Below are 25,411 nucleotides of genomic sequence, written 5' to 3'. Positions count from 1 at the left end.
TGGCTTCCTGGCATAGAACTCATGCCCGCCGAGGCTCCATGTCAAGCCACGAAAGGTAACTGTAATTTAAATTAGAAAGTGGTTTGGAATTTAATTTATTTGTGTCCGGAATATTGACGTAGGTCCAGTGCATATAATTTAGTTGGCCTTGTAACTAAAGTGTCACTTAAACCTAACATTATGTTTTGTTCACAATTTGTTTATTCAATGTTAAAGGAAGTTAATTTACATTATTTTGAGGTGCCGGAAACACTAGTTAAGCCTACAGACTTCATCGAAAAAGATTATTATAAAAAACTGCATTTTGAATATGAAATTAAGTTTTCTGAATACAAACCTAATTGATTAAGAAATCATTTGATTTTCACTAAACATCTATACAGAATTAATTTCGTAGCATTTTCAAAAAAATCATGTAACCATTAGAGAACCTAAAAAAATGTTCTGCTTCATAATTATTTCTTTAACTGATTATATAAGTTGTACTTTTCACTAAAATTAAGCTAAAAAATGATATATCAGTCTAAAATAGGAACAAAAAATATAAAAAACGAAATTAAAAGAATATGTATATTTAAATAAATTAACCCCTGAGATGCTATATCGTTTGGTTGACCGAATTGAAATAAAAGAACGGTTCCCCAAAAATTTATTATCGGTTTACAAATGATTTTTTGAACGAATATAGGAAAAGCCCGTTTCATTTATTTTTCGAAACGAGCTTTTCCGAATATTTATTTTTTTATAAGCAACGCACAACACTCCACATGGCTGGTCTGAGGGAACATATCCACAGGTTGAATGTATGTTACTTCATATTTCTTACTTAAAGTTTGGATGTCTTTGGCTAATGTGGATGGGTTACATGAAACATAGATTAATTTTTTTGCTTCTACTTGTAAAATTGTTTGGAGCAGACGGTGATCAAGTCCTGTACGAGGAGGGTCAACGACAATGACATCCGGTTTCCATCCTTTTTTCACCCATTTAGGCAAGATTTCTTCTGCTTTTCCCGGAACGTATTTGGTATTGGTGAAGCCGTGGCGCTTGGCATTTTTCTTCGCGTCTTCAATGGATTCAGGGATGACATCCATCCCACGTACTTCTCCGGCTTTGTCTGCCAACCATAGTCCGATTGTTCCTACTCCGCAATAGGCATCTACCACTTTTTCCACACCCGTCAGACCTGCGGCTTGTTTCACTTCATTATAAAGCTTAACAGTTTGTACGGGATTGAGTTGGAAAAAGGTCCTTGCTGAGAGTTCAAATTGCAAATCACCTAATACTTCTTGAATAAACTCCCGCCCTGCAAGGGAATGTGTCTCTTCTCCAAAAATAAGTGATGTTTTTTCGCCATTTATGTTTTGAACAATGGATTTCACATTTGGAAGTCGCTTTTGGATTTCCTGAATAATCAGGTCCTTTTTAGGCAACTCTTTTTTCGACGTAATCAAAACTATTTGCAATTCTCCCGTTTGCATTCCGACACGAGTGACAATTGTTCTTACGAGCCCCTTTCTCGTTTTTTCATGATAAATCGGGATGTTTAAGTCTTCTAATATTTTTTTTACTTGTGTAGTGGCTTCATTTGTCTGTGCATGTTGTACGGCACATTGGTCAATATTAATAAGCTGATGCGAATTAAGGCCGTATAATCCAGCAAGTACTTTCCCATCTTTTTCCCTTACTTGAAAACTGCTTTTATTGCGGTAACCCCACGGGTTTTCCATGCCAATCGTTTCGCGAATATCCAGTTTGCTTACATCTAGTTTCGTATGACGCTCTAAAGCTTGGATGACAATGTCGCGTTTTTCCTTTAACTGTTGGTCATATTGTAAATGCTGAAGCTGACAACCTCCGCATTGGGCGTACACTGGGCAAAGAGGTTTAATGCGATGTGGTGATCGGATACGAATTTTTTTGATTCTTGCCTCTGCGTATTTCGGGTGAATTTTCGTTGCTTCTACAACCACTTCTTCACCTGGAAGGGCTCCTGGTACAAAGACAACTTGCTTTTTAAAATAACCGACTCCTTCCCCATTGATTCCAAGTCTTTTAATGGTTAGAGGAAAGGTTTGCTTTGGTTGAATTTTGATCTGTTCTTTCTTCATTCGGTTCACTCCAAATTTTTCAACGCTTCTCCATAAATACAGAGAATCTAACATAAATCGGACTCCTTGCCTTGATTACGTTTTTCCATTTCTTCCAAGGCTAAGTCCATTCTTTATAGTTTCATCGTATTATAGCATGAATCAAACAAAAACCGAATTCCTTACGAATCCGGTGTTTGTTTCTTTTCTATTTTTTGTTGTTTCATTAGATAGTCAAGGCTTTTAAATGTATAACCTTTTTTCTTTAGATCCTGGATAGCTTTTTCAAGAGCATCCGCATTATCCTGGGAAACGGAATGTAGGAGCATGATGCAGCCAGGATGGACTCGGCTCATAATATTATCGTACGCATATCTCCAACCCTTTTGCTGACCAATATGCCAGTCAACGAATGCAAGAGACCAAAAAATATGAGTATATCCTTCCTCTTTTGCAATTTGCATCGTTCTTTCACTAAAAATGCCGCGTGGTGGTCTCAGATATTTCATCTTTTTTTGTCCGGTTATTTTTTTTGTTTCATCCTTTACTTTTTGCAGCTCTTCACGCACCCGTTCATCACTTATTTGAGTGAAATCAGGATGGTTCCAAGAGTGGTTTCCAATAATGTGGCCATCTTTAACTATCCGCTTGGCAAGGTCAGGCTGTGACTTTAAAAAATGTCCTGTAATAAAAAATGTGGCCGGAACATTTTCTTTTTTTAATACATCAAGAATTTTCTCGGTCTGTCCATTTTCATAACCACTATCAAAGGTTAGATATAATATTTTTTTATCAGGACTGCCCTTATAGACTGCTCCATATTTCTCTAAAATCTGATCGTATTCTGGACCTGCTTCAGCCGGTTCTTCATTCATCGCTCTTTTAAATCCCCAATGAATGGGTTTATTTGAAACAGCCGCAAAGGTAATGCTAGGAACCATTAAAAAGAATATACTAAATATGCTTAAAAATCTTTTCATCCCTATTTCCCCCTGAATTCTTTTTTTATATTTTTTGTATTGGATGGGGAAACATAATTAGTATTTAAAGGAAATTTTCGGGTTCTACTAGACCATTGACACAATCAAAACAAAACCTTATGAAAAAGAGCAGCCCCCTCATCATCGGGACTGCCCTTTTCATTATTTAAATACCGGATCTTTGAATTGTGCCAGTTTTTCCAAAGAAGATTTGTCCACATCCGCATGAAGGCTATTGCCATGGGAATCCATTGTAACAACAGCTTTAAATCCTTCTACACGGAGATGCCACATTGCCTCAGGGATACCAAACTGTAAGAGGTCAACTCCCTCGACTTCTTTAATACAATCTGCATAGTATTGGGCGGCTCCTCCGATCGCATTGAGATAAACACCGCCATGCTCTTTAAGGGCAGCTAATGTTTTAGGACCCATACCTCCTTTACCGATTACAGCACGGATACCGAATTTCTTCATAATATCTCCTTGATATGGTTCCTCGCGAATCGAAGTTGTCGGACCAGCGGCTTTCACGTGCCACTTACCATCTTCATCCTTCAACATAACCGGTCCGCAGTGGTAAATGACTTGACCATTCAAATCAACCGGAGCATCGTGATCCATCAAATATTTATGAATGGCGTCACGGCCAGTATACATCATGCCGTTAATTTGTACGACATCCCCAACTTTTAATGAGCGAATTTGTTCCTCCGTAATTGGTGCTTGAAGAGTGATGACTTTTTCTGAAGTTCCTGCAGCTGCCGCTTCTTTTTCTGCCTCAGTTTCTTTAAAATCAATAAACTCGCCATCTTGGTATGCCCAGTCAATAATTTCTCCCGTTTTAGCGTCCACGCTTACACCCATTCGACGGAATGCCCAGCAATTGTAAGCAACAGAAACATAAAAGCTAGCTGGGATACGATGCATGACGCCAATTTTACATCCTAAAAGGGTAGCTTCACCACCGAAGCCCATAGTTCCGATACCTAATTTATTGGCATTCTCTAAAATATACTCCTCTAGCTTGCGAAGATCTTCATTTGGATTCACATCATCAACCGGACGGAATAATTGTTCTTTTGCTAAATCGTAACCAGAGGAACGGTCTCCACCAATTCCAACTCCAATAAAACCTGCGCTACAACCTTGTCCTTGTGCCTGGTATACAGAGTGCAAGATACATTTGCGGATTCCATCAAGATCACGACCTGCACGACCAAGACCTTCTAGCTCACATGGAAGGCTATATTGAATGTTTTTATTTTCACAACCTCCGCCTTTTAAAATAAGACGAACATCGATATAATCTTTTTCCCATTGATCAAATTTAATCACTGGAAGGCCAATTCCAAGGTTATCGCCACTGTTGTCTCCAGTCAACGAATCAACAGAGTTCGGGCGCAATTTACCTTCCTTCGTTGCCTGAACAATGGCCTTTTTAATAGCTTCTTTTAATTCAAGTTGATTAACACCCACTGGGGTTTTAATTTTAAAAGTTGGAAGACCCGTATCTTGACAGATGGGAGACACTTGCTCATCTGCCATTTTTATATTGTTAGTAATCGTTGCAAGACTCATCGCTGCTCGTGTACCAGCATTTTCTCTTTCCTTAGCCGCCTTTATCGCACGGCGTACATCTTTTGGCAGCTTAGTGGAAGTTTCAACGACCAGCTTATACATGCTTTCTTGAAATTTTTCAATATTCACGTTCAAATTCCCCTTTCCCATTGCCCGTATCTTTATCTCTGCTATTCCTTAATCCTCATTACAACTTTTGACATGTTTAATTATACTCCTATACATACAAGAATAAAAGGCTTTGACTGCAATCGATTTCATATAAGAAAAGCGTAAGCCCCCTGTTTAGCGGCGTATGCCTTCCTCCCAAAAGCTGCGAGATCATTTTCCATTCAAAATACCTTTATTACATAATAAAACGAGTCTGCTATTTCACAGACTCGCTTAACTCACGATTTTTAAATTCTTTTATCTTAGATTCCAATTCATCAATCATTGAAATTAATCGATCAATATCCTCTAAATCCGCTTCTTCTGGATTGATGGAATCAAGGATATCAAGAAACATATTAAGACGATGTTTTAAGAAATCGACCTGTGTGTGTTTATCATGGATTGGACTGCCCACTCGACTCTCTCCTTTCAATTTCCTTTTCTATTCTACCGAGGTCTTATCACTTTCGCAATCATTACTAAAAATTTCTCAAAGTCAATCAATACTTTCTTAATTTATTAAAAAACTCCTGCTCTTTTGTCGCAGGAGTGCTGTGATCTATTGTCATCATCTAGGTCTTTCAGATACAACAAATCCAAATGAAACGTGATCCTGAACAGGGATCCAGGCCCCAATTCCTTGGGAAGTGACATTTTTGATCACGATAAATTTCTTATTCCCTTTCAACATTAAATATACTTCTCCGTAGGTAACTTTCCCTTTTTCATTCACAGCTGGGGCATAAGCATATAAATACCCGAGACGATTGGCAGGGATATTATAAATATGGTCATTTTTCGTTCCAGCCCCAATAATTGTTTCAAATGCAAGCGGTAACTTCGTTTTCTCCATAGCTTTTAAGAGCATCATTTTTTTAACATCTTCCGCATTGGGAATCTTAGCTGTTAATCCGCCTCGTACAATTTTTTGTGTCTCTTGTACGTATTTGATTTGGTAAGGTACATCTCCCCCACGGTTATCAAAGTAGTTCGTATTAATTTTTTGATATTCCCAATTCGGTGCTGTTTCCGATGATTCATAATTCAATGGCCATTGACCAAGATAAATGATCGCTCGGTAGCCAAGTGCAAATGGGGTACTGTTAATACTTGATTCATTTAACATCCGAATTAAATCAGGATTTTCAATCTTTACATTAGACGAATTGATCAGTTTTTTTGTTAACTCACTCGGCTGCAGTAAAGGTAAATCCTGTGTTGAATTAGGATAAGTATTTTGTTTAGCTATGTTTCGGACAGATGAAGGAATCTGATAGCTAATTGGTTGCTTTTTTGCAGGCGCTTTTTCAGCAGCGTACGTAACTGGTAAAAAAGGAAACATTAGAAACAATGTCATAAGAACAGATACAATACTTTTCACCTATGTGAACTCCTTTCGGTAGCATGAAATAATTTGCTTATAGTTTTTTCGGAGTTCAACTATATTATCCATTCTCCTAAGTTAATTTCATATATTTTGCTTGGAGATTTCTCATAAATTTATCAAAGAAAGGAAAAAACAATTGAATCGACGGTCCGATCGCAAACGTGATAATAATTGTCCCGATTCCAATAGGTCCTTTTAACAATAATGCGGGGATAAAGGCTGTTAATTCTCCTATTGTTTTAGCCATCCCTAAACTAATATGAAATCGTTCTTTTAAAGCTAACATAAAATTATCAATTGGACTTTGCGGGTATTTCGCCTGTAAATAACAAGAGATCCCCATTCCAATAATTAAAATACCAGAAATTAATGTAATTAATTTAATAATAAAAGGTTGGATTTGCCAAGATTCAAATATCATATACATCCAAAAATCGACCATGAATCCTATAACAATAATGGTTAAAAATGACAGGAAATCTGGTTTCCTTTTTACTAGTAGTGCGTTAATAAATACAAGAATCGCGCCATCAATCATGACCCATCTCCCAATTGAAAGGCCCAGATGATCAGTTAATGCCACATTTAAGGCATCCCATGCGCCAGCCCCTAAATCCGCTTTAATCGTCATACATACGCCAAAAGTCATGATAAATAATCCAATACAATAAAATGCTAGTCGAATAAGAAAGTTCATATTTCCTCCCAGATGTAAAGTAACGTAACAGAATTGTAATAATCAGAACATTTACAAAATTTGAATTTTAATTTATAATTAGCTTAACCTTTTAAAAAGGAGGGCCGCTATCCATTCGCTAATTCATTATCCACATAAGGAGGTTGGGATTCTCTCATACATGACAGTCAACACTCGTGTTTATCCTGAGATCATTCAAACATGAAGGTTGGTGATTGATGATCCCATAAAAAAGCGATTGGTTTTACCCTAATGTATGAAAAACGTGCGTTACCATTATAGCACAGGAACTTAAAGATTCACCGAAAAAGTATGAAAGAGAGGGTGTCCTCAATTTTAAGGACACCCCTTTTTGTTTGCTCCATTCATTTTCATTCCAGGATGCTTGCTCTCCATGGACGTGCATGCCTCGTTCTTCCCCTTCTGTACAGGGACTCCGTTCTCAATTGGAACGAATAATCCCAATAAGAAAAAAGACTGAGCCTGAAAAGGTCTTTTTTAATGACCTTATCGGACTTAGCCTCGTTTGTTTGATCTAAATGTCCGCACCTTATTAGAGCAGATAGAAGCCTATTCCCATAATAATGTAGGCAGCGAGTAGGGTCAGACCCTCGAACCAGTTAGATTCTCCGTCATTAGAGATGACAACCATTAGTAGAACAGAGGTTACCATAGTGATGAGTTCTGGCAATGTAAATACGAGAGGCATTTTCTTTTCAAATAAAAGAGAGAGGAGTACTAATACTGGTGCTACAAACATAGCAATTTGCAAAGTGGAACCTACTGCAATTTCTACCGCAATATCCATCTTGTTTTTGTAGGCCATGACAATCGCTGAGGCGTGTTCTGCTGCATTACCCACGATAGCGACAATGATTACCCCGATGAAAAGTTCTGTCCAACCAAATGCTTCGGCTACATAATGGAAAGTATGAACAAGATTTTCTGATATATATGCTACTGCCAAAGTAGATAATAAAAGGATCAAAATGGATTTGCCTTTCCCCCATTCTGGCTCTTCATGATGACCGTTTTCGGCAGCTGTTTCAGATTCTTCCGTTTGATAAACCCCCCGGTGGGTAACTAGTTTAAAGAATAAGGCAGCTAAATAAAGTGCAATTAAAATAATCGATATTCCAACACTCAAGGATAAAGTTTTCGTTTCATTCATATTCATTGAGAATATTTCTGGAATCACAAAAGCAACAATGATTGCAAACATTAATAGCCCGGAATTATGTCTTGCATCATGAACATTAAAGAGTTGGCGTTTAAATTTTAATCCTCCCACGAAAAAGGATAATCCTGCAACGAGCAAAAGATTTCCTATTACAGAACCAGTTAAAGAGGCCAGGACCACTCCAATTAATCCTGCCTTTAAAGAAAATATCGATATGATTAATTCAACCGCATTACCAAATGTAGCATTTAACAACCCACCTATTCGTGGCCCAGCCACAATGGCTAGGCTTTCAGTCGCTCTTCCCATATAGCTTGCAAGAGCAACGATGGATAAACAATAAATAATAAATAAAATCATTGTCGGCCAGTGCATTAAGCTTCCAATGACAGAAAGTGGGACACCAATAAACGTCATTAGCATAAAAATTTTATTCGTCATAATTTCCCTCCATATATTCTAGTTTTGCCAAAGAGTTATCTAATTTATTTTTCGAGTTAATAAGAAAAAATTTTTTATAAAGAGATTACCATTTTCATAAAAAAATGGAAACATTTTTCTTGCAAAAATACAGGTTTCCAGATACCATCGATTAAAACGTATTGAAATAGAGGAACGTCAGATGAAAAAAGGTTATTTTCGATTTTGGATCCTTGTCAGCATCGTCGCAATTTCAGGTTTTTCTCAAGGAATGCTTCTTCCGTTGATAGCCGTTATATTTGAAAATAGCGGGGTATCTTCCTCCTTAAATGGATTAAATGCGACTGCTCTTTATCTAGGCATTTTACTCATTTCTCCTTTCATGGAACCCCCGCTTAGAAAATTTGGATACAAACCTGTCATTATTTTCGGAGGCGGATTAGTGGTCGCTGCTCTCGCTCTATTTCCCGTATGGAAATCCTTTTGGTTTTGGTTCGTCCTAAGGTTAGTTATCGGGATTGGTGATCACGCCCTGCATTTTGCTACTCAAACATGGATCACCTCCTTTTCATCACCAGAAAAAAGAGGAAGAAATATTTCCATCTATGGTTTGTTTTTCGGGATTGGATTTGCTACCGGCCCATTAATGACACCGCTCGTCAACGTAAATGAAGCTTTACCGTTTATTATTTCCTCCCTCCTTTGTTTCATAGGATGGATTTTTGTTTTCACTTTAGTCAATGAATGGCCGGAGCAGGAAGCCGGAATCAACTCCTTTCTAGCAACTATCAAGCAATTCCGGAGCACTTTTAAATATGGTTGGGTAGCTTTTTTACCACCTTTTGTCTATGGATTTTTGGAGGCTTCCTTAAATGGCAGTTTCCCTATTTATGCACTTAGAATGGATATCCATGTTTCAAGCGTTTCTGTTGTTCTTTCTGCCTTTGCAATCGGCAGTATTATTACCCAGCTCCCACTTGGAATGTTAAGTGATCAATACGGACGAAGGAATGTCTTAATGACCGTTCTTTTTCTTGGGTTTGGAAGTTTCACTACAGCCAGTTTTCTCGAACACTCGTTTATCGGTCTTTTTATAGCCTTCCTTGTATCCGGAATGATGGTCGGTTCCACCTTCTCACTTGGCATTAGCTATATGGCCGATTTAGTTCCAAAAAATCTATTGCCAACAGGAAATCTGCTCTGTGGAATCTTTTTTAGCCTAGGGAGCTTAAGTGGACCTATTTTCGGAGGGTTATTTATCAAATTTTTTGAGAATGTCAGCTTTTTCTATATCATCAGTACCTTGCTCTTCATTGTCTCAGTCATCCTATTTGTGTTTGGAAAAAAATCATACTGTATGATAGAACAAGAAATTTCTAGGTAATGGAATGGACCAAAAACATTCTTTATACGATTGAAACTGTCTCTTTTTTATGACGCAAATATGATAAGGGATGGTGTTATTGGAATCTTTTTTAGTAATCTATAAGCAAAAACATTCCACCTGCGTAAACTGTATGATAAAATAAAAGAAAAAATAATGTTGCGATCAAGAATTTGTGCTGTCACCATTGGGTGGCAGCTTTCGTGTTTTATAGGGGTTATGAATTTGATTCTTTTTCTCAATTAGAAGAAAAATGCCAAAGTGGCTAATAATCAGGAGCAAAAGGAGGAGAAACAATGGTACCTGAAACAAAAGGATTAGAGAAAAGAATGGAAAATGTAGAAGTAAGTTGGATTGAAAAAATAAAACCACATGCCGAATTGATAGCGGCGGGTATGAGCGGTCTTCTTATTTTGGCTGGTTGGTTATTGGATAAGTATGGCCAAGGTACAGGATCCATCATTGCATATTTAATGGCCTTTGTTATTGGGGGATTTGCCAAAGCGAAAGAAGGTCTGGAGGAGACCATTGAAAATAAAGAGTTAAATGTAGAAATGCTAATGATTTTTGCAGCGATTGGCTCAAGCCTTATCGGCTATTGGACAGAAGGAGCGATTCTCATCTTTATCTTTGCTGTCAGCGGTGCACTTGAAACATATACAATGAACAAAAGCCACAAAGAAATTTCCTCCCTCATGGAGTTGCAACCTGAAGAAGCACTTTTGGTTTCAAACGGTTATGAAGAAAAAATCCCTGTTTCCCAATTATGTATTGGAGACCAGATCCTTATTAAACCGGGTGAAAGAATTCCTGCTGACGGTGTGATTATGAAAGGGAAATCAACGATTGACGAAGCAGCTATTACGGGAGAATCCATGCCTATCTCAAAGGGAGTCAATGAAGAAGTATTTGCTGGAACAGTAAATATGTCCGGTTCTATCACTGTTAGTGTTACAAAGGAAAGCAATGAAACTCTTTTTCAAAAAATCATTCAGCTCGTTCAATCCGCTCAAAGTGAAAAATCACCGTCCCAGCTTTTCATTGAACGTTTTGAAGGAACTTATGTCAAAGTAGTTTTACTTGTCGTAGTAGCCATGTTGTTCCTTCCGCACTTTCTGCTTGACTGGAGTTGGCAGGAATCTTTTTACAGGGCGATGATTTTATTGGTCGTTGCCTCTCCATGTGCACTTGTCGCCTCCATTATGCCGGCAACCCTTTCCGCTATTTCAAACGGAGCTAGACATGGCATTTTGATTAAAGGCGGAGTTCATTTGGAAAACCTGAGTCATCTCGGTGCCATTGCCTTAGATAAAACAGGAACTCTTACAAAGGGAAAACCTGAAGTGCTTGAGGTCGTCGTTCGGGAAGATTTGGATAAGGAAGAAATCATATGGGGCGCAGCCTCAATTGAAAGTCATTCGACTCATCCACTTGCCCAAGCGATTGTGAAATATGCAAAAGATTCTATTGATAAGGAGCTCTTTTATCCTGAAAGCCTAGAGGATGTTCCCGGCTGGGGAGTTACAGCTGTGATTCAAGGGAACCAATGGAAAATAGGAAAAGCAGCCTTTGTAGGAAAAGAAGTCGCTGATTCCTTTGCATCAGGTAAAGCCAAAGAACTGGCCAGTAAAGGGAGCACCTTGGTATATATAGCGATAAACGGGGAGTTATGTGCGATTATCGCCTTAAAAGATGTAGTTAGAGAGGAAACGAAGGCCGCCATTAACCAATTAAAGAAACAAGGGATCCATACCATCATGCTTACTGGCGACAGTGAAAAAACCGCGAAAGCCATTGCTAAGGAAAGTCAAGTTGATGAGTACTTTGCCGAATGTTTACCAGAAACAAAAGTAGAATACGTGAAACAATTAAAGTCGAAATATAATAATGTTGCCATGGTAGGTGACGGGATCAATGATGCACCTGCATTAGCTACAGCCAATGTGGGCATCGCCATGGGCGGAGGAACCGATGTTGCATTAGAAACAGCAGATATCGTGCTCATGAAAAACGATTTGGCACGAATTGCAGAGGCAGTTAATCTTTCTAAACGAATGAATAAGATAATTAAGCAGAATGTTATTTTTTCCATAACCGTAATTATGGTGTTAATTTGTTCCAACTTCTTTCAATTCATTGATTTACCGTTTGGTGTTATTGGTCATGAAGGTAGCACCATTCTCGTTATATTAAATGGGCTAAGACTATTGAAATAAAAAACTTCCTTGGCACAAAAAAAAGAAGGCTGTCCAAAATAAACGGACGGCCTTTTTTCAAATCATTAATGGTAACTGTTTGAACCGTTTGCAGAACTGGAGGTTTTATTCCCTTTACTGCCTTTCGCTTTTTGTTTCGTACTGCCATCTTTTTTTGTATGCTTTGTCATTTTGTCTTACCCCCCAAAGTTAAGACGGGATGAGCTCACTAAGTCCTCCCGTTCACTTCTAGTGTGGGCAGATAAAAGCTTTTCATAATGGGGATTTATTAACAATTTTCTCGATTTTTTTCACTATAAAATGCATTAATTTCTCCCCCTAAAATAATAACAAAGGCAGAGATGTACAACCAAAGCATTAACACAATAATAGCTCCAATGCTTCCATACGTGACAGAATAGTTACTAAAATTTCCAACGTAATAGGACAAACCTAAAGAAGAAATAATCCAGCCAACCGTTGCAAAAACAGCCCCAGGGAAGGCACTTCGGCAGCGTAATTTCACATTTGGGGCAATCCAATACAATCCTGTGAAAATAAGGAACAAAATTACTGCACTCACCACTAAACTCAATGTATTCCAAAGCCTTAAAAATTCACTCGTATAGCCAAATGTAGAAAATAAAAACAGCCCGATCTCCCTGCCGAATACTGGTAAAATAATCGCTACAATAAAAACTAAAATCATCCCAAACGTCAACAATATAGCCATTCCACGAGAAACGATAAACGATCTGCTTTCTTTTACATTATATGCCCTGTTAAACGCCTTTACGATGGAATGAATCCCATTTGAAGCAGACCAAATCGTACCAATAATTCCAAAAGATAATAACCCACGATTTCGATGGGTCAAAATCTCATTCACATTTTTTTCAATAAGCTCCATCGCCTCAGGTGGGGCAAACCCTCGAATCACTCCTAAAATATCGTGATGAGGGATTGGGAGATAAGGTAGTAATGTAAAAATGACAATTAATAGCGGAAATAGTGAAAGAAGAAAATAATAGGCTAATTGGGCACTCATTCCTGGAAGATCATCTTCTTCAATTCTGTGCCAAAGCAAACGAATCAAGGAAGAGCGAACATCTCCATTATTCTTCATCATCACCTCTCCTTTATTGCTTTAATGATACTCCTTTTCGTTCATCCGTTCTGAATCAGCTGTAGGTGTAAAGGATTCTTTCGTATCCTTAATAGCATCTGTCACTTTTGGAGTCAACTCTCTCAAATCCTCCACCTTGTCCATAATAAAAGCGACATCCTCGTTTACCTGTTCAAAAGTAGACTTCAACTTTGCTGCTGTATCCTTCATTTGATTGACGATTTCAGCCCGGTTTTGAACCAAATAAGAAACCTTACCAGATACCTTTTGGACATTTTCCTTCATCGTTTCGCGAGTTTCTCTATCTAATAAACTAATGGCGCCTCCGGCAATAGCCCCGAGGAAGATCCCCTTCCAAAAATAATTTTTCCTGGTCATCTTAACCTCTCCTTGTTCTCTATTTATTAATAAATGAAATTACTGCCAACATTATACCCTATTTAAATTTTTATTGACATCTACCCATAGGAATGAAAAGATTAGAAAAGCGGAAGCGCCCTGGTCGGTGTCGTATGACAAACTCAGATAAAGGAAACACGATGAACCGAAGGTGATTCGATGATGACTGATCATAGGGCGAAGACTAATGAATTATAGTAGCTAGGGCGTTGGAGTTGACAGATCTCGAATTCGATAAGATATTATCTTATTTTTCCCGAAGCGCATGACGCTGGAGCATATTAACAAGAAAGGGTGACGAACATGGACTTATCACAAAAATCGGCAGAAAATGTGGAATACATGATAGAGAAAATTAAAGAAAAGTTAAAAGTACTAAACCTAGGTGCAATTAAACCTTCCCACTTTGACGAAGAAATGTACGAAGAGTTAAAAGAAATTTACGAAATGGTCCAAAGAAAAAACTCCTTCAGTCCTAGTGAAATGCAGGCACTAGCTGAGGAACTGGGCAACTTACGAAAAAAATAACAGATCCAAAGCGGATCTGTTATTTTTTTATCTTCTATTCTTGATTCGTTAAAATAATCGGGCCTTCTTTTGTAATGGCTATCGTATGCTCATACTGAGCCGAATACGTTCCATCTACCGTCCTAGCTGTCCAGCCATTTGGGTCCATCTTCGTATAGAACGTTCCAATATTAACCATTGGCTCAATCGTAAAAACCATCCCCTCTTTGATCCGAGGTCCTTTTCCTGGTAGCCCATAATGAGGAACATCCGGCTTTTCATGAATGACAGACCCAATCCCATGACCAATAAAGTCACGAACAACAGACAACCCCTCCGCCTCAACATAGGTCTGGATGGCGTGTCCGATATCACCAATGCGGTTTCCTGGTACTGCCTGTTCAATCCCCTTATACAAAGCTTCCTTTGTCACTTTTAATAAATGCTGAACTTCATCCGAAACCTTGCCAACTGCATAGGTCCAAGCTGAATCCGCTAATGCTCCATTGTAATTCACAACCATATCAATGGTGACAATGTCTCCTTCTTTTAATGGCTCCTTCCGAGGAAATCCATGGCAAATTTCATCATTGACACTTGCACATGTTGCATATTGATATCCTTTATAACCTTTTTGTTCAGGAGTAGCATTATGTTTTTTTAAAAATTTCTCAACGAATTGGTCAATTTCCCAAGTAGTGATACCTGGTTTAATAAGTTTAGCAATTTCTTTATGACAAGCCGCAAGGATTTCTCCTGCCTTTCGCATTGCTTCGATTTCACGTGGTGATTTAAGGACTATCATTTAAATTACCTGCCTTTAAAATAATAAATTGTTCTTAGTATGAATAACAATGACGGAAAAGAGAATAGTAAATACTTCATCATATTAACAACAACCTAATATTAACCTCATCTTCGATTTTTTTCAAAAATACAATTCGATTGGGAAAATAGTATTTGATGTTCTATATCATAGTTCTTTTCTGTTCTTTTTGATAGAATATTTTTATAAAGACTATTTATTAGGTGTGTGGGATATATGATAGGAGATCGTGTAAAAAAATTTCGTCAAGAAAGGAAAATGTCACTTTCTGAGCTTGCAGAACAAGCAGGAGTGGCAAAGTCATATTTAAGCTCTTTAGAGAGAAATCTCCAAAAGAACCCTTCTATTCAGTTTCTAGAAAAAATTGCAGCTGTACTAAATATTCCTGTTCAACAATTAATTCAAGATCCAATTGATGAAACTGAACTAGATACTGAATGGATGAATTTAGTTAAGGAAGCAATGGAATCCGGAGTATCTAAAGATCAATTTCGTGAGTTCCTAGAATTTAATAAATGGCGGAAAAACCAAAATAAAAATTAAAAAATCCAACTACTCAACAATTATCATATACCAAACAAAAAACATCCCGCAAAAGGTTACAATTCGCAGGATGCATTTTTCTTATCATATGTACCAAGAATTTCTCCTGATAAGGCTTCCTGAAAAAAAGCACGAATTTCTTCCACCGATAATCCTAATTTTTTTGCTTCCAACATGAGATCTATCCATTCTAAGTCCATCACTTCTGCCTGCGTATTCATCCTAGTCATCGTTTCACTCCTAAAATACTAATCGTATTCCAGGCAGCCCGGCCATCATAGTAATTTCTTACCTTAGATCCTCGGCTTTGCGTCCCTGTTTTTCAACAAGTTTGCCTTTTTCTGCACCTGTTAACCTTAGAATGATACCTATATCCTCTTTCTCACCATATACCTGAGGTTTTTCAGTTCATTCCGACTATTCAAATACATTATATATAGTCCTTTCCTATTAGTGTGTTGGATTTTGTCACATTTTTTCCACATTTACACTTTATTTTCTGACAAAATTTAACATATTTCATTTTTCTTTAGTCTGAATAATGAATCTTCTATATAAAAATCACCAATAAAATTTGTCTAAATTGTGACAGTTTACATATAATAATAATAAATATTATTAATATTCAAAATTTATTAAAGGAGATTCATGATGACAATCATTCATGTTTTAAACTTTTCCATTCCAATCGCTTTTATCGTATTGGCTGGTTATTTGCTTGACAAGATGTGCAAACCAAGTAAACAAAAAGAAAAAACTGGCAGAGAGTGATTGAAATAAACACTTTGCCAGTTTTTTTATTTGAATCTTTTTTCGATTTTATGTTCATAGTTTTTAAATAAAGCTGAATGAGTCTTGACCCCTCTTTTTGACATGATTTGATTCCAACGAAGAAGTTTTTCATTTAATTTCTTTTGAAGTTCCACTTTTTCTACACGATCATCACATTTTTTCATTAAGGTCTCAATCGTCATCATTTCTTTGTGTAGAGAACTTTCTTCCTCCATATAGCCAGCGTTTTTCATTATTTTATATGCCATGCGCAGTTCTTCAGGAATGCTTGACAAATCCTCAAGTTCTAGTGGTTTTCCATATCCTTTTAGATTGTCAAATTCCCCGTCTTTATATGCTTTTTGAATCCGCTCTTCAGCAATGATATGAAACAAATCCATGTTTTTTCCTCCTAAAAAAATCCACTCTATTCATTATAGCAGGGTTGAAGTTGTCATTATATGTTAAATTCTTACAATTGGATTGATTTGCTCTTCAGTTGGGAATGCTACATCCGAGGAAGAAAGGAGTGGTAAGAATGGGACGTGGACATCATTTTCATCACAAAAATAAGAACCATCCTGGGGATTTCCCTAAACATTCAATGACGGAAAGACATTCCAGAGATGCCATTGGGGATGAGGAACTGATTGTTGTCCAGGAAGCTTTCAAAAATAGGATAGAAACAGAGGAAGAACGTCAAGACACTGGACGCGTACTCCCTGAACAAACAGAAGGATAAGGCGTGAGTATTGCTCACGCCTTTAACTTATGAGGCATGTTCTAGTAACATCCATCCTTATTTGAACATCTAAGAGGGCTCCTCCATCCATAAAGACATTAATGATGGCCAAATTCCCCCCCTTACGATAAAATGGTGCCTTAAATGGATTCTTTTAATGTTCGCATAAATTGGGAAAAATCTACGGTTTTTAGCCACTCCGCCAGCTTTTCTATATCTTTTGAAAAGATCCGGTCTTGTTTCATGGATGGAACCAACTCACGGCCTTTTTCATAAAAATTCTTTGTCTGCACAGCCATTTTGTCAACGCCCCGATACTCCACCGCCTGCATCGCGCATATCATCTCAATGGCTAATACTCTTCTTGTATTTTGAATAATTTGATACGCATGTCTAGATGCAATGGTCCCCATACTCACATGATCCTCTTGATTGGCTGAAGATGGAATGGAATCTACACTCGCTGGGTGTGCTAGTGTTTTATTTTCAGAAACAAGAGAGGCAGCCGCATACTGCATGATCATTGCTCCAGATTGCAAGCCAGGCTGTGGACTTAAAAATGGAGGAAGATCATTTAATTGCGGGTTCACTAATCTTTCAATCCGCCTTTCTGAAATATTGGCCAGCTCTGCAACAGCTATTTTCATAAAATCCATTGCAATGGCGATGGGCTGTCCATGGAAGTTCCCACCTGAAATTACCATCTTTCCATCATTAAAAATCAAAGGATTATCCGTAGCCGCATTCATTTCAATTTCCAATTTTTCTTTTACATAATCAAGTGCCTGCCAGGTTGCCCCATGTACCTGTGGAATACAACGCAGGGAATAAGCATCCTGAACACGGAGTTCACCCTGCATCGTCGTTAATAAGCTATCACTTAAATATTGACGAATTCTTGCTGCTGTATCGATCTGTTGTTTATATCCCCTTGCAACATGAACTTCTTCGGCAAATGCATCTATAATTCCGTTTAATCCTTCCATGGTCATAGCAGCAATAAGCTCACTTTCATAGGCAAGCTGCTCTGCTTCCAAATAGCCAACAACCCCCATTGCTGTCATTGCTTGGGTACCATTAATTAATGCAAGTCCTTCCTTCGCTTCTAATGTAAGTGGGAGCATTCCTTCCATTTGAAGTGCCGTCAAAGAATCCATCCGTTTTCCTTTGTAAAAGACCTCTCCTTCTCCTATGACAACGAGTGCAAGATGAGAAAGTGGTGCTAAATCTCCGCTAGCTCCCAGTGACCCCTGCTGTGGAATAACAGGGATGATATCTTTATTGACTAATTCAATTAGACGTTCAATAACCAATGGTCTTATTCCAGAAAAGCCTTTTAAAAGGGCATTGGCACGAAGGAGTACCATTGCTTTAGAAACGACCTCTGGGAAGGGCTCTCCCACTCCACAAGCATGAGATCGAATGAGATTTAATTGAAGATCTTTAACATTTTCTTTTTCAATAAGAACATCACTAAATTTTCCGAAACCTGTATTTATTCCATATACAACTCTACGTTCAGAGACGATCTTCTCAACAGCTTCTCTACTCATTTGTGCAGCTCTTAAACTTTCCTCCGAAGCACGTACCTTTTTCTTATTAAATAAAACTTCCTTCATTTGCTCTAAAGTTAAACTATTACCTGTTAAAGTAATCATTTCTCCCACTCCTCTACCACTTTAGTAAAATAAAGAAAGAGGCTGGATTCCATTTCATTTAGATTTGGAATCCAGCCTCATGTAAATACAAACCATCTAATTTAATTTTTTGAAGATGCCTCATAATGATCATCCATTCTTATTCTAAAGATAACTGTGATAATAATTTTATGGGATAGTACGAATTCTGTCAATCGAATTTTCTGAATCTTTATATCATAATAATTTTTCATTTATTTTCAAATACATTAAAACAGGACATTAAGTTAATTCCTAAGTCCTTCTATTCCAAAACAGGAAGTATTTTCGCTATACTATAAAAGGTAATATAGTGCATTACCTGAAAGGAGCAGTTATGAAATCTCTTGTTCTTGCAGAAAAACCAAGTGTAGCCCGTGATCTTGCCCGCGTGCTTGGCTGCACCCATCAGCATAAAAGTTATATTGAAGGAAAGCAATATATTGTAACATGGGCGCTTGGTCATTTGATCGAACTAAAAATGCCTGAGCATTATGACACGAAATATAAAAACTGGAATTTAGACGACCTGCCAATCATTCCTCAGAAAATGGGCTTAAAAGTGATTAAAAAAACGAGCCATCAATTTAAAGCAATTGAGGGATTAGCGAAAAGAAAGGATATAAAAGAATGTATAATCGCTACAGATGCCGGACGTGAAGGTGAACTGGTGGCGCGTTGGATTCTGGAAAAAATCCATTGGAAAAAACCTATTAAAAGATTATGGATCTCTTCACAAACAGATAAAGCTATAAAAGAAGGATTTAAACAATTAAAGCCGGGAAAGCAATTTGATGATTTATACCATTCTGCTGTTTGTCGTGCCGAGGCAGACTGGTTAATCGGACTTAATGTGACTCGGGCTTTAACAACTAAATATAAAGATCCCCTATCTGCAGGAAGGGTACAGACACCAACCCTTGCCATGATTTTTGAACGGGAACAAACCATCCAAAAATTTGTCCCGAAAGAATATTGGAACATACGAGCAGATATAGGCAAGCTTTCGGCTAACTGGGAAAAGAATAATGAGCAGCGCCTTTTTGACAAGTCCACAGCGGAGCATATCCTAGAGAAAGTAAATGGAAAGAAAGCGATACTAAAGCAAATCGAGAGAAAGAAAAAATCCGAACCACAGCCATTGCCATATGATTTAACCGAATTACAAAGGGATGCAAATAGACGATTCGGTTTCTCGGCAAAGAAAACACTAAACGTCCTACAAAGGTTATATGAACAACACAAATTGGTCACTTATCCTCGTACAGATTCCCGTTACTTAACAACAGATATGATGGCAACGATGATTGACCGCCTTCAAGGGATGGCATCAGGGTATATGGATGAGGTTCGTCCACTATTTGCTGCTAAGGGGAAAATTTTTGCAAGACGTGTTTTTAACAATGAAAAAGTAACAGACCATCATGCGATTATTCCAACCGAACAACGTCTGAATTTAAGTGAGCTGGATACAGATGAACGGAAAATCTATGATTTGATTGCCCGCCGTTTTCTCACTCTTTTCTTACCTGCTTATGAGTATGAAACCATTCACGCCACTTTCGATGTAGAAGGAGAAACCTTTACCGCAAAAGAAAAGGTTATTATCGATTTAGGGTTTAAAAAAGTATTGGGCAAAGAAGAAACTGTACCGGAAGCAAATGGTGAAGAGAATTTGGTTAAAGGACAAGCTTATTCAGTACGAAATGTAACGATTCATCAAAAATGGACGGAACCGCCGCAACGTTATACCGAAGCAGATGTACTATCACAAATGGAAAAATTCGGCCTAGGAACCCCAGCAACAAGAGCGGAAATCATTGAGAGACTGGTTGAGACAGAGGTAGTAGAACGTCGAAACGGACGTTTCCACCCAACTAAAAAAGGCAAACAACTGATTGAGCTGGTGAATGAGGAATTAAAATCACCGGAGTTAACCGCAAAATGGGAACAGGAACTTGAAAGGATTTCAAAAGGAAAGGCTAATCCAAAAACCTTTTTACAAAAAATCCGCCGTCAGACTGAACAATTGGTTTCAGAAATTAAATCCAGTGAAAAAACCTATCGGGCCCATAATTTAACTGGTTCGAAATGCCCAGAATGCAACTCTTTTTTAAAGGAAAGAAATACAAAAGAAGGAAAATTCCTTGTCTGCTCCAACTTAGATTGTCGTTATCGCAGAAGAAAGGATCCGAAGCTCTCCAACCGCCGCTGTCCGCAATGTCATAAGAAAATGGAAATGCACGAAGGAAAAGCCGGATTATACTTCCAATGTCGACCATGTAATATTGTGGAAAAAGCGGAAGAAAGAAAAAAAACTATTAATAAACGTGAGGAACGCAAACTTCTACAAAAATATTCGCAAAAAGATGATTTTGGTACCAGTTTAGGGGATTTGCTGAAACAAGCATTACAAGATAAGAAGTAATTAAGAAGATAGGCAGTGGCGCCTATCTTTTTTCTTGTCTTGGGTTCCTCGCGAATAGTATGATGAATGGGTAAGAAATGACGGAATGAAACTGGGGATATTTCTATGAGAATACGAGATTGGGATTCAAATCTAAAAGTCCGCCTATTTGCCGAGGCGGCCATGAACATTACTTACTGGATGTTTTTCCCTTTTTTATCCATCTATTTTGCGGATGAATTTGGAAAAAATAGGGCCGGATTTATGTTGGTATTTTCCCAGATTTTTTCAGTTATAGCCAATTTATTGGGAGGCTACTGTGCTGACCGATTTGGACGTAAGCGAATGATGGTGTTTTCATCTATCGGCCAAGGCCTTTCTTTTTTTATATTTGGTGTAGCAAGTTCACCATGGATACAATCCCCCTGGGTAGGATTTATCTCATTTGCATTTGCTGGTATTTTCGGGTCGCTTTATTGGCCCGCAAGCCAGGCCATGGTGGCTGATGTGGTAGATGAAAAACAGCGAAGTAATGTTTTTGCTGTTTTTTATACCTCTCTTAATATTGCTGTCGTGATCGGCCCACTATTAGGTGCTATTTTTTATGTTCATTACCGTTTCCAGCTGTTGCTTTTAGCCGGAGTGGTTTGTATCACACTTGGCATCGTATTGACAAAATGGACTCGTGAAACAGCACCTGTAAGTAAAGGATCCGCGTTATCTGACAACGAGAAATGGTATGATGTCTTAAAAAAACAACTAAAGAAATACTCACAGATTATTAAAGATAGGACTTTCTTGTTATTCATTATAGCTGGGGTGTTAGCAGGACAGACCTTTATGCAATTGGATATGCTACTGCCAGTTTATATTAAGGATGTTGTGAAAGAGCAGAGTCTGTTTTCGATTGGGGATTGGTCTCACACCGTAGCTGGAGAGCAGGCATTTGGGATTGTACTCGCTGAAAATGGATTTCTAGTTGCTATCTTTACTGTTGCAGTTACAAAGTGGATGAGTCGTTATTATGAACGAAATGTATTTGTCCTTTCTTCTATTGTTTATGCGCTTTCACTTGTATTGTTTAGTCAAACAGAATGGATTTGGGGGCTTATTCTTGCGATGGCGGTTTTTACATTTGCCGACAACTAATGGGTGCCGGATTACAGCAAAGCTTTGTTTCTAAGATCGCGCCACCACATATGCGAGGACAATATTTTGCTGCTTCTAGCCTGCGTTTTACCATCAGTCGAACTATAGCTCCTCTTTCCATCCCAATGACGGTTTGGATTGGTTACAACTGGACATTCTTTATTCTGTTTATTTTAGCTCTATTTAGTGCCGCTCTGTACTGGTTAATGTTTTATTCACTTGAAAAGAAATCATTAAAATGGGGATCCTCGTAAGATCCCCATTTTAGTTAGTTCACATTTTTGTCAAATATATGTGCCAAAATATTCACAGTTACTCCTATTACTAGTATACTTAACTTGTAAAGCTTTTACATTTTCCAGAGGCGGTGAAAGTATTGCAATTAGCTAACTTCTTTTCCCCCACATCATGGTCAGGGATAATAACTTTCCTCATCCTTTTTTCCGCAGGTGTTTATTTAAATATAAAAATATATGGAAGCAAACTACAGTAGATATCCAATCTTTCTACTGTTTTTTTATTTTTCTTAATTTTCTACACGTTAATTAGTTCCTTTTTCCAAATAAAACAGCTAAAATAAAATTAACCTACATACAATACCTCAGGTTTATTCACAAATATTCTTTATAAGGAGATTAGACAAATGACTGATTTTCAAAAAAAACTTGAGAAATATGCAGAACTAGCCGTAAAAGTTGGGGTGAATATCCAAAAAGGGCAGACCCTTGTGATCAATGCCACTTTGGATGCAGCGGAATTTATACGTTTAGTTGTTAAAAAAGCTTATGAAACGGGCGCACATAATGTCATTGTCAATTGGAGTGATGATGCAATCACTAAAACAAAATATGAATTGGCACCCGATGAAGCCTTCAATGAATACCCTCTTTGGCGCGCTAAAGAGTTGGAAGATTTAGCGGAAAAAGGTGCCGCTTTTATGTCCGTTATATCTTCAAGCCCTGATCTTTTAAAAGGGATAAATCCAGAACGAATTGCCAATTACCAAAAGACAGCTGGGAAAGCGTTATCAAAATATCGTCAGGCAATTCAATCCGACAAGGTCAGCTGGACGGTCATCGCCGCTCCTTCTCCTGCTTGGGCAGCTATGGTATTCCCAGATGAACCTTCGGACAAACAAGTAGAAAAACTTTGGGAAGCCATTTTCAAAGCGGTTCGCGTTGATTCAGAAAATCCAGTGGAAGCCTGGAAGAAACATGATCAAACACTTCACGAAAAAGTTGACTACTTAAATAAAAAACGCTATTGGAAGCTTCATTATAAGGCACCAGGAACAGATTTAACGATTGAGCTACCGAAAAACCATCTGTGGGTCGGAGCCGGAAGCGTTAATCCTAATGGCGTAGAATTTATGGCTAATATGCCGACGGAGGAAGTCTTCACTGTTCCTCTTAAAACTGGAGTCAACGGTACAGTTGCAAGTACAAAGCCGCTTAGCTACGGAGGAAATATCATAGATCGTTTTTCCCTTACTTTTGAAAATGGAAAAATTGTCGATGTAAAGGCAGAAGAGGGCGAAGAAATCTTAAAAAGACTTGTTAATACAGATGAAGGATCTCAATATCTTGGAGAAGTGGCCCTTGTTCCACATAACTCACCCATTTCACAATCAAATATTTTATTCTTTAATACATTGTTTGATGAGAATGCCTCCAACCATTTAGCAATCGGAAGTGCCTATTCGTTCTGTATTGAAGGCGGTAAAAATATGTCCCCTGAACAATTAAAAGAAAACGGCCTTAACGAAAGTATCACCCATGTTGATTTCATGATTGGTTCTTCTGAAATGGATATTGACGGAATTACTGCCGACGGAAAAAGAGAACCAATCTTCAAAAACGGGAACTGGGCATTTTAATCTAATCGAGTGAGTTCATTTACTAAAAAGCAGGATATTTCTCCTGCTTTTTTTGTTATAAGGTGAAAATACATAATGCCTTAGCGACTTTTTCTTCCCAACTCATCATGTTACAATAAACAACCAAGGAGGATGAAATATGTGGAATGAATTTAAGCAATTTGCAATGAGGGGGAACGTTTTAGATCTGGCTGTCGGAGTTATCATCGGCGGTGCTTTCGGAAAAATCGTCTCCTCACTTGTTGAAGATATACTAACACCAATACTTGGCCTATTATCAGGAGGAATCAACTTTACAGATCTCATAATTCAATTCGGAGAGGCTAAAGTGAAATATGGGCAATTTATTCAATCCGTTCTAGACTTTTTTATCATTGCCTTTTCTATTTTTTTATTTATCAAAATCATAAACCGTTTTAAGAAAAAAGAGGAACAAAAATCAGACGAATTAATCATCGATCGGACAGAAGAACTATTAACAGAAATTCGTGACTTATTAAAAGAACAAAAAGAAAACTCTACAAAAAATGAAACATCTTGACCACTTTTTCCGTATATGTTACTAGTATAGAATTTTTTATGAGGTGAAGGAAAATTGTATACACAAACATCTGCTAATTTTATGCCTTCTGTTTTGAGGACATTTGCCCTATCATTAGCATTTGCCTTTGTAGGCACAATGGCGGGAGTATTTGTTCCACCTGCCTTATTCTTGCCACTAGCTATTTTAGAATTTGTTATGATTCTCGCTGCTGTTTTTTTTAGAAGAAAGAAAGCCATCTCCTATTCATTCTTATACATTTTTACATTTATTTCTGGTATCACTTTGTATCCAATTGTTGCTTATTATGCTTCAACAGCGGGTGCCAATGTTGTGGTAATGGCCTTTGCCACTACTGCGGTAGTATTTTCAGGAGTAGCAATCTATGCTGCGAAGTCTAAACGGAACTTCTCCTTCTTAGGTGGATTCTTATTGGCCGCTTTATTGGCATTAGTAGCCATTTCAATCTTTAATATTTTCTTTCCATTAAGCAGTACAGGTATGCTTGCCTACTCCTTTATCGGAGTCCTAGTTTTTAGCGGATACGTTCTTTTTGATGTGAGCCGAATGAAACATTACGGAGTCAGCGCAGAAGAAGTTCCATTAATGGCATTAAGCTTATACTTAGCCTTTATTAATCTATTCGTCAGCATCCTACGTATTTTTGGTATTCTTTCAAGTAATGATGATTAATAATAGAAAAGAGGGTGTCCTAAAGAACTTTTAGGGCACCCTCTTTTCTTTATTATGTGCTTTTCGAACTAGAAGCTTCGCTGAACTT

At 37.8% G+C, this 25,411-nt stretch carries 22 protein-coding genes, 1 pseudogene and 1 riboswitch; of the genes and pseudogenes, 10 read left to right on the top strand and 13 right to left on the bottom strand.

The annotated features are described in order from the left end of the window. Nucleotides 1–734 precede the first annotated feature (734 nt). The 7 genes from rlmD to cax form a co-directional block, all read right to left on the bottom strand. Nucleotides 735–2,111, bottom strand: a complete 1,377-nt coding sequence (gene rlmD / locus G4Z05_RS14555) for a 23S rRNA (uracil(1939)-C(5))-methyltransferase RlmD (RefSeq protein ID WP_163252536.1) — start codon at nucleotides 2,109–2,111, stop codon at nucleotides 735–737. 161 nt (nucleotides 2,112–2,272) lie between these two features. Beyond that, a complete protein-coding gene (pdaA, locus tag G4Z05_RS14550) occupies nucleotides 2,273–3,070 on the bottom strand; it encodes a delta-lactam-biosynthetic de-N-acetylase (protein ID WP_163252533.1) in 798 nt (265 codons plus the stop codon). Nucleotides 3,071–3,232: 162 nt separating this feature from the next. Next, nucleotides 3,233–4,780 (bottom strand): FumA C-terminus/TtdB family hydratase beta subunit, encoded by a 1,548-nt coding sequence (locus tag G4Z05_RS14545; protein WP_163252532.1) that lies wholly within the window; start codon nucleotides 4,778–4,780, stop codon nucleotides 3,233–3,235. A 238-nt stretch (nucleotides 4,781–5,018) separates the two neighbouring features. Next, nucleotides 5,019–5,219, bottom strand: a complete 201-nt coding sequence (locus tag G4Z05_RS14540) for an SE1561 family protein (RefSeq protein WP_038539706.1) — start codon at nucleotides 5,217–5,219, stop codon at nucleotides 5,019–5,021. A 153-nt stretch (nucleotides 5,220–5,372) separates the two neighbouring features. After that, complete coding sequence (locus tag G4Z05_RS14535) at nucleotides 5,373–6,161, bottom strand: YfkD famly protein (RefSeq protein WP_205597579.1); 789 nt, start codon at nucleotides 6,159–6,161, stop codon at nucleotides 5,373–5,375. Between the two features lie 100 nt (nucleotides 6,162–6,261). Further along, the gene (locus G4Z05_RS14530; protein WP_163252530.1) at nucleotides 6,262–6,888 is read right to left on the bottom strand and encodes a YczE/YyaS/YitT family protein; all 627 of its coding nucleotides are present in this window, start codon (nucleotides 6,886–6,888) and stop codon (nucleotides 6,262–6,264) included. A 553-nt stretch (nucleotides 6,889–7,441) separates the two neighbouring features. After that, a complete protein-coding gene (cax, locus tag G4Z05_RS14525; protein WP_163252529.1) occupies nucleotides 7,442–8,509 on the bottom strand; it encodes a calcium/proton exchanger in 1,068 nt (355 codons plus the stop codon). Nucleotides 8,510–8,690: 181 nt separating this feature from the next. Between cax and G4Z05_RS14520 the strand changes: the two genes are divergently transcribed. Both G4Z05_RS14520 and G4Z05_RS14515 read left to right on the top strand, forming a co-directional pair. Then, nucleotides 8,691–9,872, top strand: coding sequence for an MFS transporter (locus tag G4Z05_RS14520; protein ID WP_163252528.1), 1,182 nt, complete (start codon nucleotides 8,691–8,693; stop codon nucleotides 9,870–9,872). 296 nt (nucleotides 9,873–10,168) lie between these two features. Then, on the top strand, nucleotides 10,169–12,088 hold the full coding sequence (locus tag G4Z05_RS14515) for a heavy metal translocating P-type ATPase (RefSeq protein WP_163252527.1): 1,920 nt from the start codon (nucleotides 10,169–10,171) through the stop codon (nucleotides 12,086–12,088). 268 nt (nucleotides 12,089–12,356) lie between these two features. On the opposite strand, the gene G4Z05_RS14510 is transcribed toward G4Z05_RS14515, so the two are convergent. Next, the gene (locus G4Z05_RS14510) at nucleotides 12,357–13,193 is read right to left on the bottom strand and encodes a YihY/virulence factor BrkB family protein (RefSeq protein ID WP_163252526.1); all 837 of its coding nucleotides are present in this window, start codon (nucleotides 13,191–13,193) and stop codon (nucleotides 12,357–12,359) included. A gap of 21 nt (nucleotides 13,194–13,214) precedes the next feature. Beyond that, nucleotides 13,215–13,571, bottom strand: a complete 357-nt coding sequence (locus G4Z05_RS14505) for a YtxH domain-containing protein (RefSeq protein ID WP_163252525.1) — start codon at nucleotides 13,569–13,571, stop codon at nucleotides 13,215–13,217. A 324-nt stretch (nucleotides 13,572–13,895) separates the two neighbouring features. On the opposite strand from G4Z05_RS14505, the gene G4Z05_RS14500 reads away from it, so the two are divergent. Next, complete coding sequence (locus tag G4Z05_RS14500; protein ID WP_038539679.1) at nucleotides 13,896–14,120, top strand: DUF1128 domain-containing protein; 225 nt, start codon at nucleotides 13,896–13,898, stop codon at nucleotides 14,118–14,120. 34 nt (nucleotides 14,121–14,154) lie between these two features. Here the strand turns inward: G4Z05_RS14500 and map are convergent, their stop codons facing one another. Continuing rightward, on the bottom strand, nucleotides 14,155–14,904 hold the full coding sequence (gene map / locus G4Z05_RS14495) for a type I methionyl aminopeptidase (RefSeq protein ID WP_163252524.1): 750 nt from the start codon (nucleotides 14,902–14,904) through the stop codon (nucleotides 14,155–14,157). A gap of 237 nt (nucleotides 14,905–15,141) precedes the next feature. Between map and G4Z05_RS14490 the strand changes: the two genes are divergently transcribed. After that, nucleotides 15,142–15,468: a helix-turn-helix domain-containing protein gene (locus G4Z05_RS14490; RefSeq protein WP_163252523.1), complete on the top strand. Its 327-nt coding sequence runs from the start codon at nucleotides 15,142–15,144 to the stop codon at nucleotides 15,466–15,468. A gap of 56 nt (nucleotides 15,469–15,524) precedes the next feature. Here the strand turns inward: G4Z05_RS14490 and G4Z05_RS14485 are convergent, their stop codons facing one another. Further along, complete coding sequence (locus G4Z05_RS14485) at nucleotides 15,525–15,698, bottom strand: anti-repressor SinI family protein (RefSeq protein ID WP_338036767.1); 174 nt, start codon at nucleotides 15,696–15,698, stop codon at nucleotides 15,525–15,527. A gap of 29 nt (nucleotides 15,699–15,727) precedes the next feature. After that, a riboswitch (cyclic di-GMP riboswitch) is annotated at nucleotides 15,728–15,814 on the bottom strand. 451 nt (nucleotides 15,815–16,265) lie between these two features. After that, nucleotides 16,266–16,640 (bottom strand): DnaJ family domain-containing protein, encoded by a 375-nt coding sequence (locus tag G4Z05_RS14480; protein WP_163252522.1) that lies wholly within the window; start codon nucleotides 16,638–16,640, stop codon nucleotides 16,266–16,268. A gap of 137 nt (nucleotides 16,641–16,777) precedes the next feature. Here G4Z05_RS14480 and G4Z05_RS14475 point away from each other — a divergent pair, with 137 nt between their 5' ends. Beyond that, complete coding sequence (locus tag G4Z05_RS14475; RefSeq protein WP_163252521.1) at nucleotides 16,778–16,981, top strand: hypothetical protein; 204 nt, start codon at nucleotides 16,778–16,780, stop codon at nucleotides 16,979–16,981. Nucleotides 16,982–17,121: 140 nt separating this feature from the next. On the opposite strand, the gene hutH is transcribed toward G4Z05_RS14475, so the two are convergent. After that, nucleotides 17,122–18,639: a histidine ammonia-lyase gene (gene hutH, locus G4Z05_RS14470; protein ID WP_163252520.1), complete on the bottom strand. Its 1,518-nt coding sequence runs from the start codon at nucleotides 18,637–18,639 to the stop codon at nucleotides 17,122–17,124. A gap of 355 nt (nucleotides 18,640–18,994) precedes the next feature. On the opposite strand from hutH, the gene G4Z05_RS14465 reads away from it, so the two are divergent. From G4Z05_RS14465 to G4Z05_RS14445, 5 genes and pseudogenes are all read left to right on the top strand, one after another. Next, nucleotides 18,995–21,085: a DNA topoisomerase III gene (locus tag G4Z05_RS14465; RefSeq protein WP_163252519.1), complete on the top strand. Its 2,091-nt coding sequence runs from the start codon at nucleotides 18,995–18,997 to the stop codon at nucleotides 21,083–21,085. 105 nt (nucleotides 21,086–21,190) lie between these two features. Next, nucleotides 21,191–22,467 (top strand): annotated as a pseudogene (locus G4Z05_RS14460) (MDR family MFS transporter). Between the two features lie 389 nt (nucleotides 22,468–22,856). After that, entirely contained in the window at nucleotides 22,857–24,089 is a 1,233-nt protein-coding gene (locus G4Z05_RS14455) for an aminopeptidase (RefSeq protein WP_163252518.1), read from the top strand. A gap of 139 nt (nucleotides 24,090–24,228) precedes the next feature. After that, nucleotides 24,229–24,630, top strand: coding sequence for a large conductance mechanosensitive channel protein MscL (mscL, locus tag G4Z05_RS14450; RefSeq protein ID WP_163252517.1), 402 nt, complete (start codon nucleotides 24,229–24,231; stop codon nucleotides 24,628–24,630). 54 nt (nucleotides 24,631–24,684) lie between these two features. Further along, the gene (locus tag G4Z05_RS14445; protein WP_163252516.1) at nucleotides 24,685–25,323 is read left to right on the top strand and encodes a Bax inhibitor-1/YccA family protein; all 639 of its coding nucleotides are present in this window, start codon (nucleotides 24,685–24,687) and stop codon (nucleotides 25,321–25,323) included. The last annotated feature ends 88 nt before the right edge of the window (nucleotides 25,324–25,411 follow it).

The sequence above is a fragment of the Neobacillus thermocopriae genome (genome assembly GCF_010975035.1).
GTDB classification, from domain to species: Bacteria; Bacillota; Bacilli; order Bacillales; family Cytobacillaceae; genus Neobacillus; species Neobacillus thermocopriae.
This window is presented reverse-complemented; position numbering and strand designations above follow the sequence as displayed.

Bases quoted from the DNA above. Each gene is read 5' to 3' on its own strand.
- G4Z05_RS14480 (WP_163252522.1), bottom strand. From the start codon at position 16,640: ATGGATTTGTTTCATATCATTGCTGAAGAGCGGATTCAAAAAGCATAT.
- G4Z05_RS14505 (WP_163252525.1), bottom strand. From the start codon at position 13,571: ATGACCAGGAAAAATTATTTTTGGAAGGGGATCTTCCTCGGGGCTATT.
- G4Z05_RS14535 (WP_205597579.1), bottom strand. From the start codon at position 6,161: ATGACATTGTTTCTAATGTTTCCTTTTTTACCAGTTACGTACGCTGCT.
- G4Z05_RS14490 (WP_163252523.1), top strand. From the start codon at position 15,142: ATGATAGGAGATCGTGTAAAAAAATTTCGTCAAGAAAGGAAAATGTCA.
- G4Z05_RS14530 (WP_163252530.1), bottom strand. From the start codon at position 6,888: ATGAACTTTCTTATTCGACTAGCATTTTATTGTATTGGATTATTTATC.
- G4Z05_RS14455 (WP_163252518.1), top strand. From the start codon at position 22,857: ATGACTGATTTTCAAAAAAAACTTGAGAAATATGCAGAACTAGCCGTA.
- map (WP_163252524.1), bottom strand. From the start codon at position 14,904: ATGATAGTCCTTAAATCACCACGTGAAATCGAAGCAATGCGAAAGGCA.
- G4Z05_RS14515 (WP_163252527.1), top strand. From the start codon at position 10,169: ATGGTACCTGAAACAAAAGGATTAGAGAAAAGAATGGAAAATGTAGAA.
- G4Z05_RS14500 (WP_038539679.1), top strand. From the start codon at position 13,896: ATGGACTTATCACAAAAATCGGCAGAAAATGTGGAATACATGATAGAG.
- G4Z05_RS14465 (WP_163252519.1), top strand. From the start codon at position 18,995: ATGAAATCTCTTGTTCTTGCAGAAAAACCAAGTGTAGCCCGTGATCTT.
- G4Z05_RS14510 (WP_163252526.1), bottom strand. From the start codon at position 13,193: ATGAAGAATAATGGAGATGTTCGCTCTTCCTTGATTCGTTTGCTTTGG.
- G4Z05_RS14475 (WP_163252521.1), top strand. From the start codon at position 16,778: ATGGGACGTGGACATCATTTTCATCACAAAAATAAGAACCATCCTGGG.
- G4Z05_RS14485 (WP_338036767.1), bottom strand. From the start codon at position 15,698: ATGACTAGGATGAATACGCAGGCAGAAGTGATGGACTTAGAATGGATA.
- cax (WP_163252529.1), bottom strand. From the start codon at position 8,509: ATGACGAATAAAATTTTTATGCTAATGACGTTTATTGGTGTCCCACTT.
- mscL (WP_163252517.1), top strand. From the start codon at position 24,229: ATGTGGAATGAATTTAAGCAATTTGCAATGAGGGGGAACGTTTTAGAT.
- G4Z05_RS14520 (WP_163252528.1), top strand. From the start codon at position 8,691: ATGAAAAAAGGTTATTTTCGATTTTGGATCCTTGTCAGCATCGTCGCA.
- pdaA (WP_163252533.1), bottom strand. From the start codon at position 3,070: ATGAAAAGATTTTTAAGCATATTTAGTATATTCTTTTTAATGGTTCCT.
- hutH (WP_163252520.1), bottom strand. From the start codon at position 18,639: ATGATTACTTTAACAGGTAATAGTTTAACTTTAGAGCAAATGAAGGAA.
- rlmD (WP_163252536.1), bottom strand. From the start codon at position 2,111: ATGAAGAAAGAACAGATCAAAATTCAACCAAAGCAAACCTTTCCTCTA.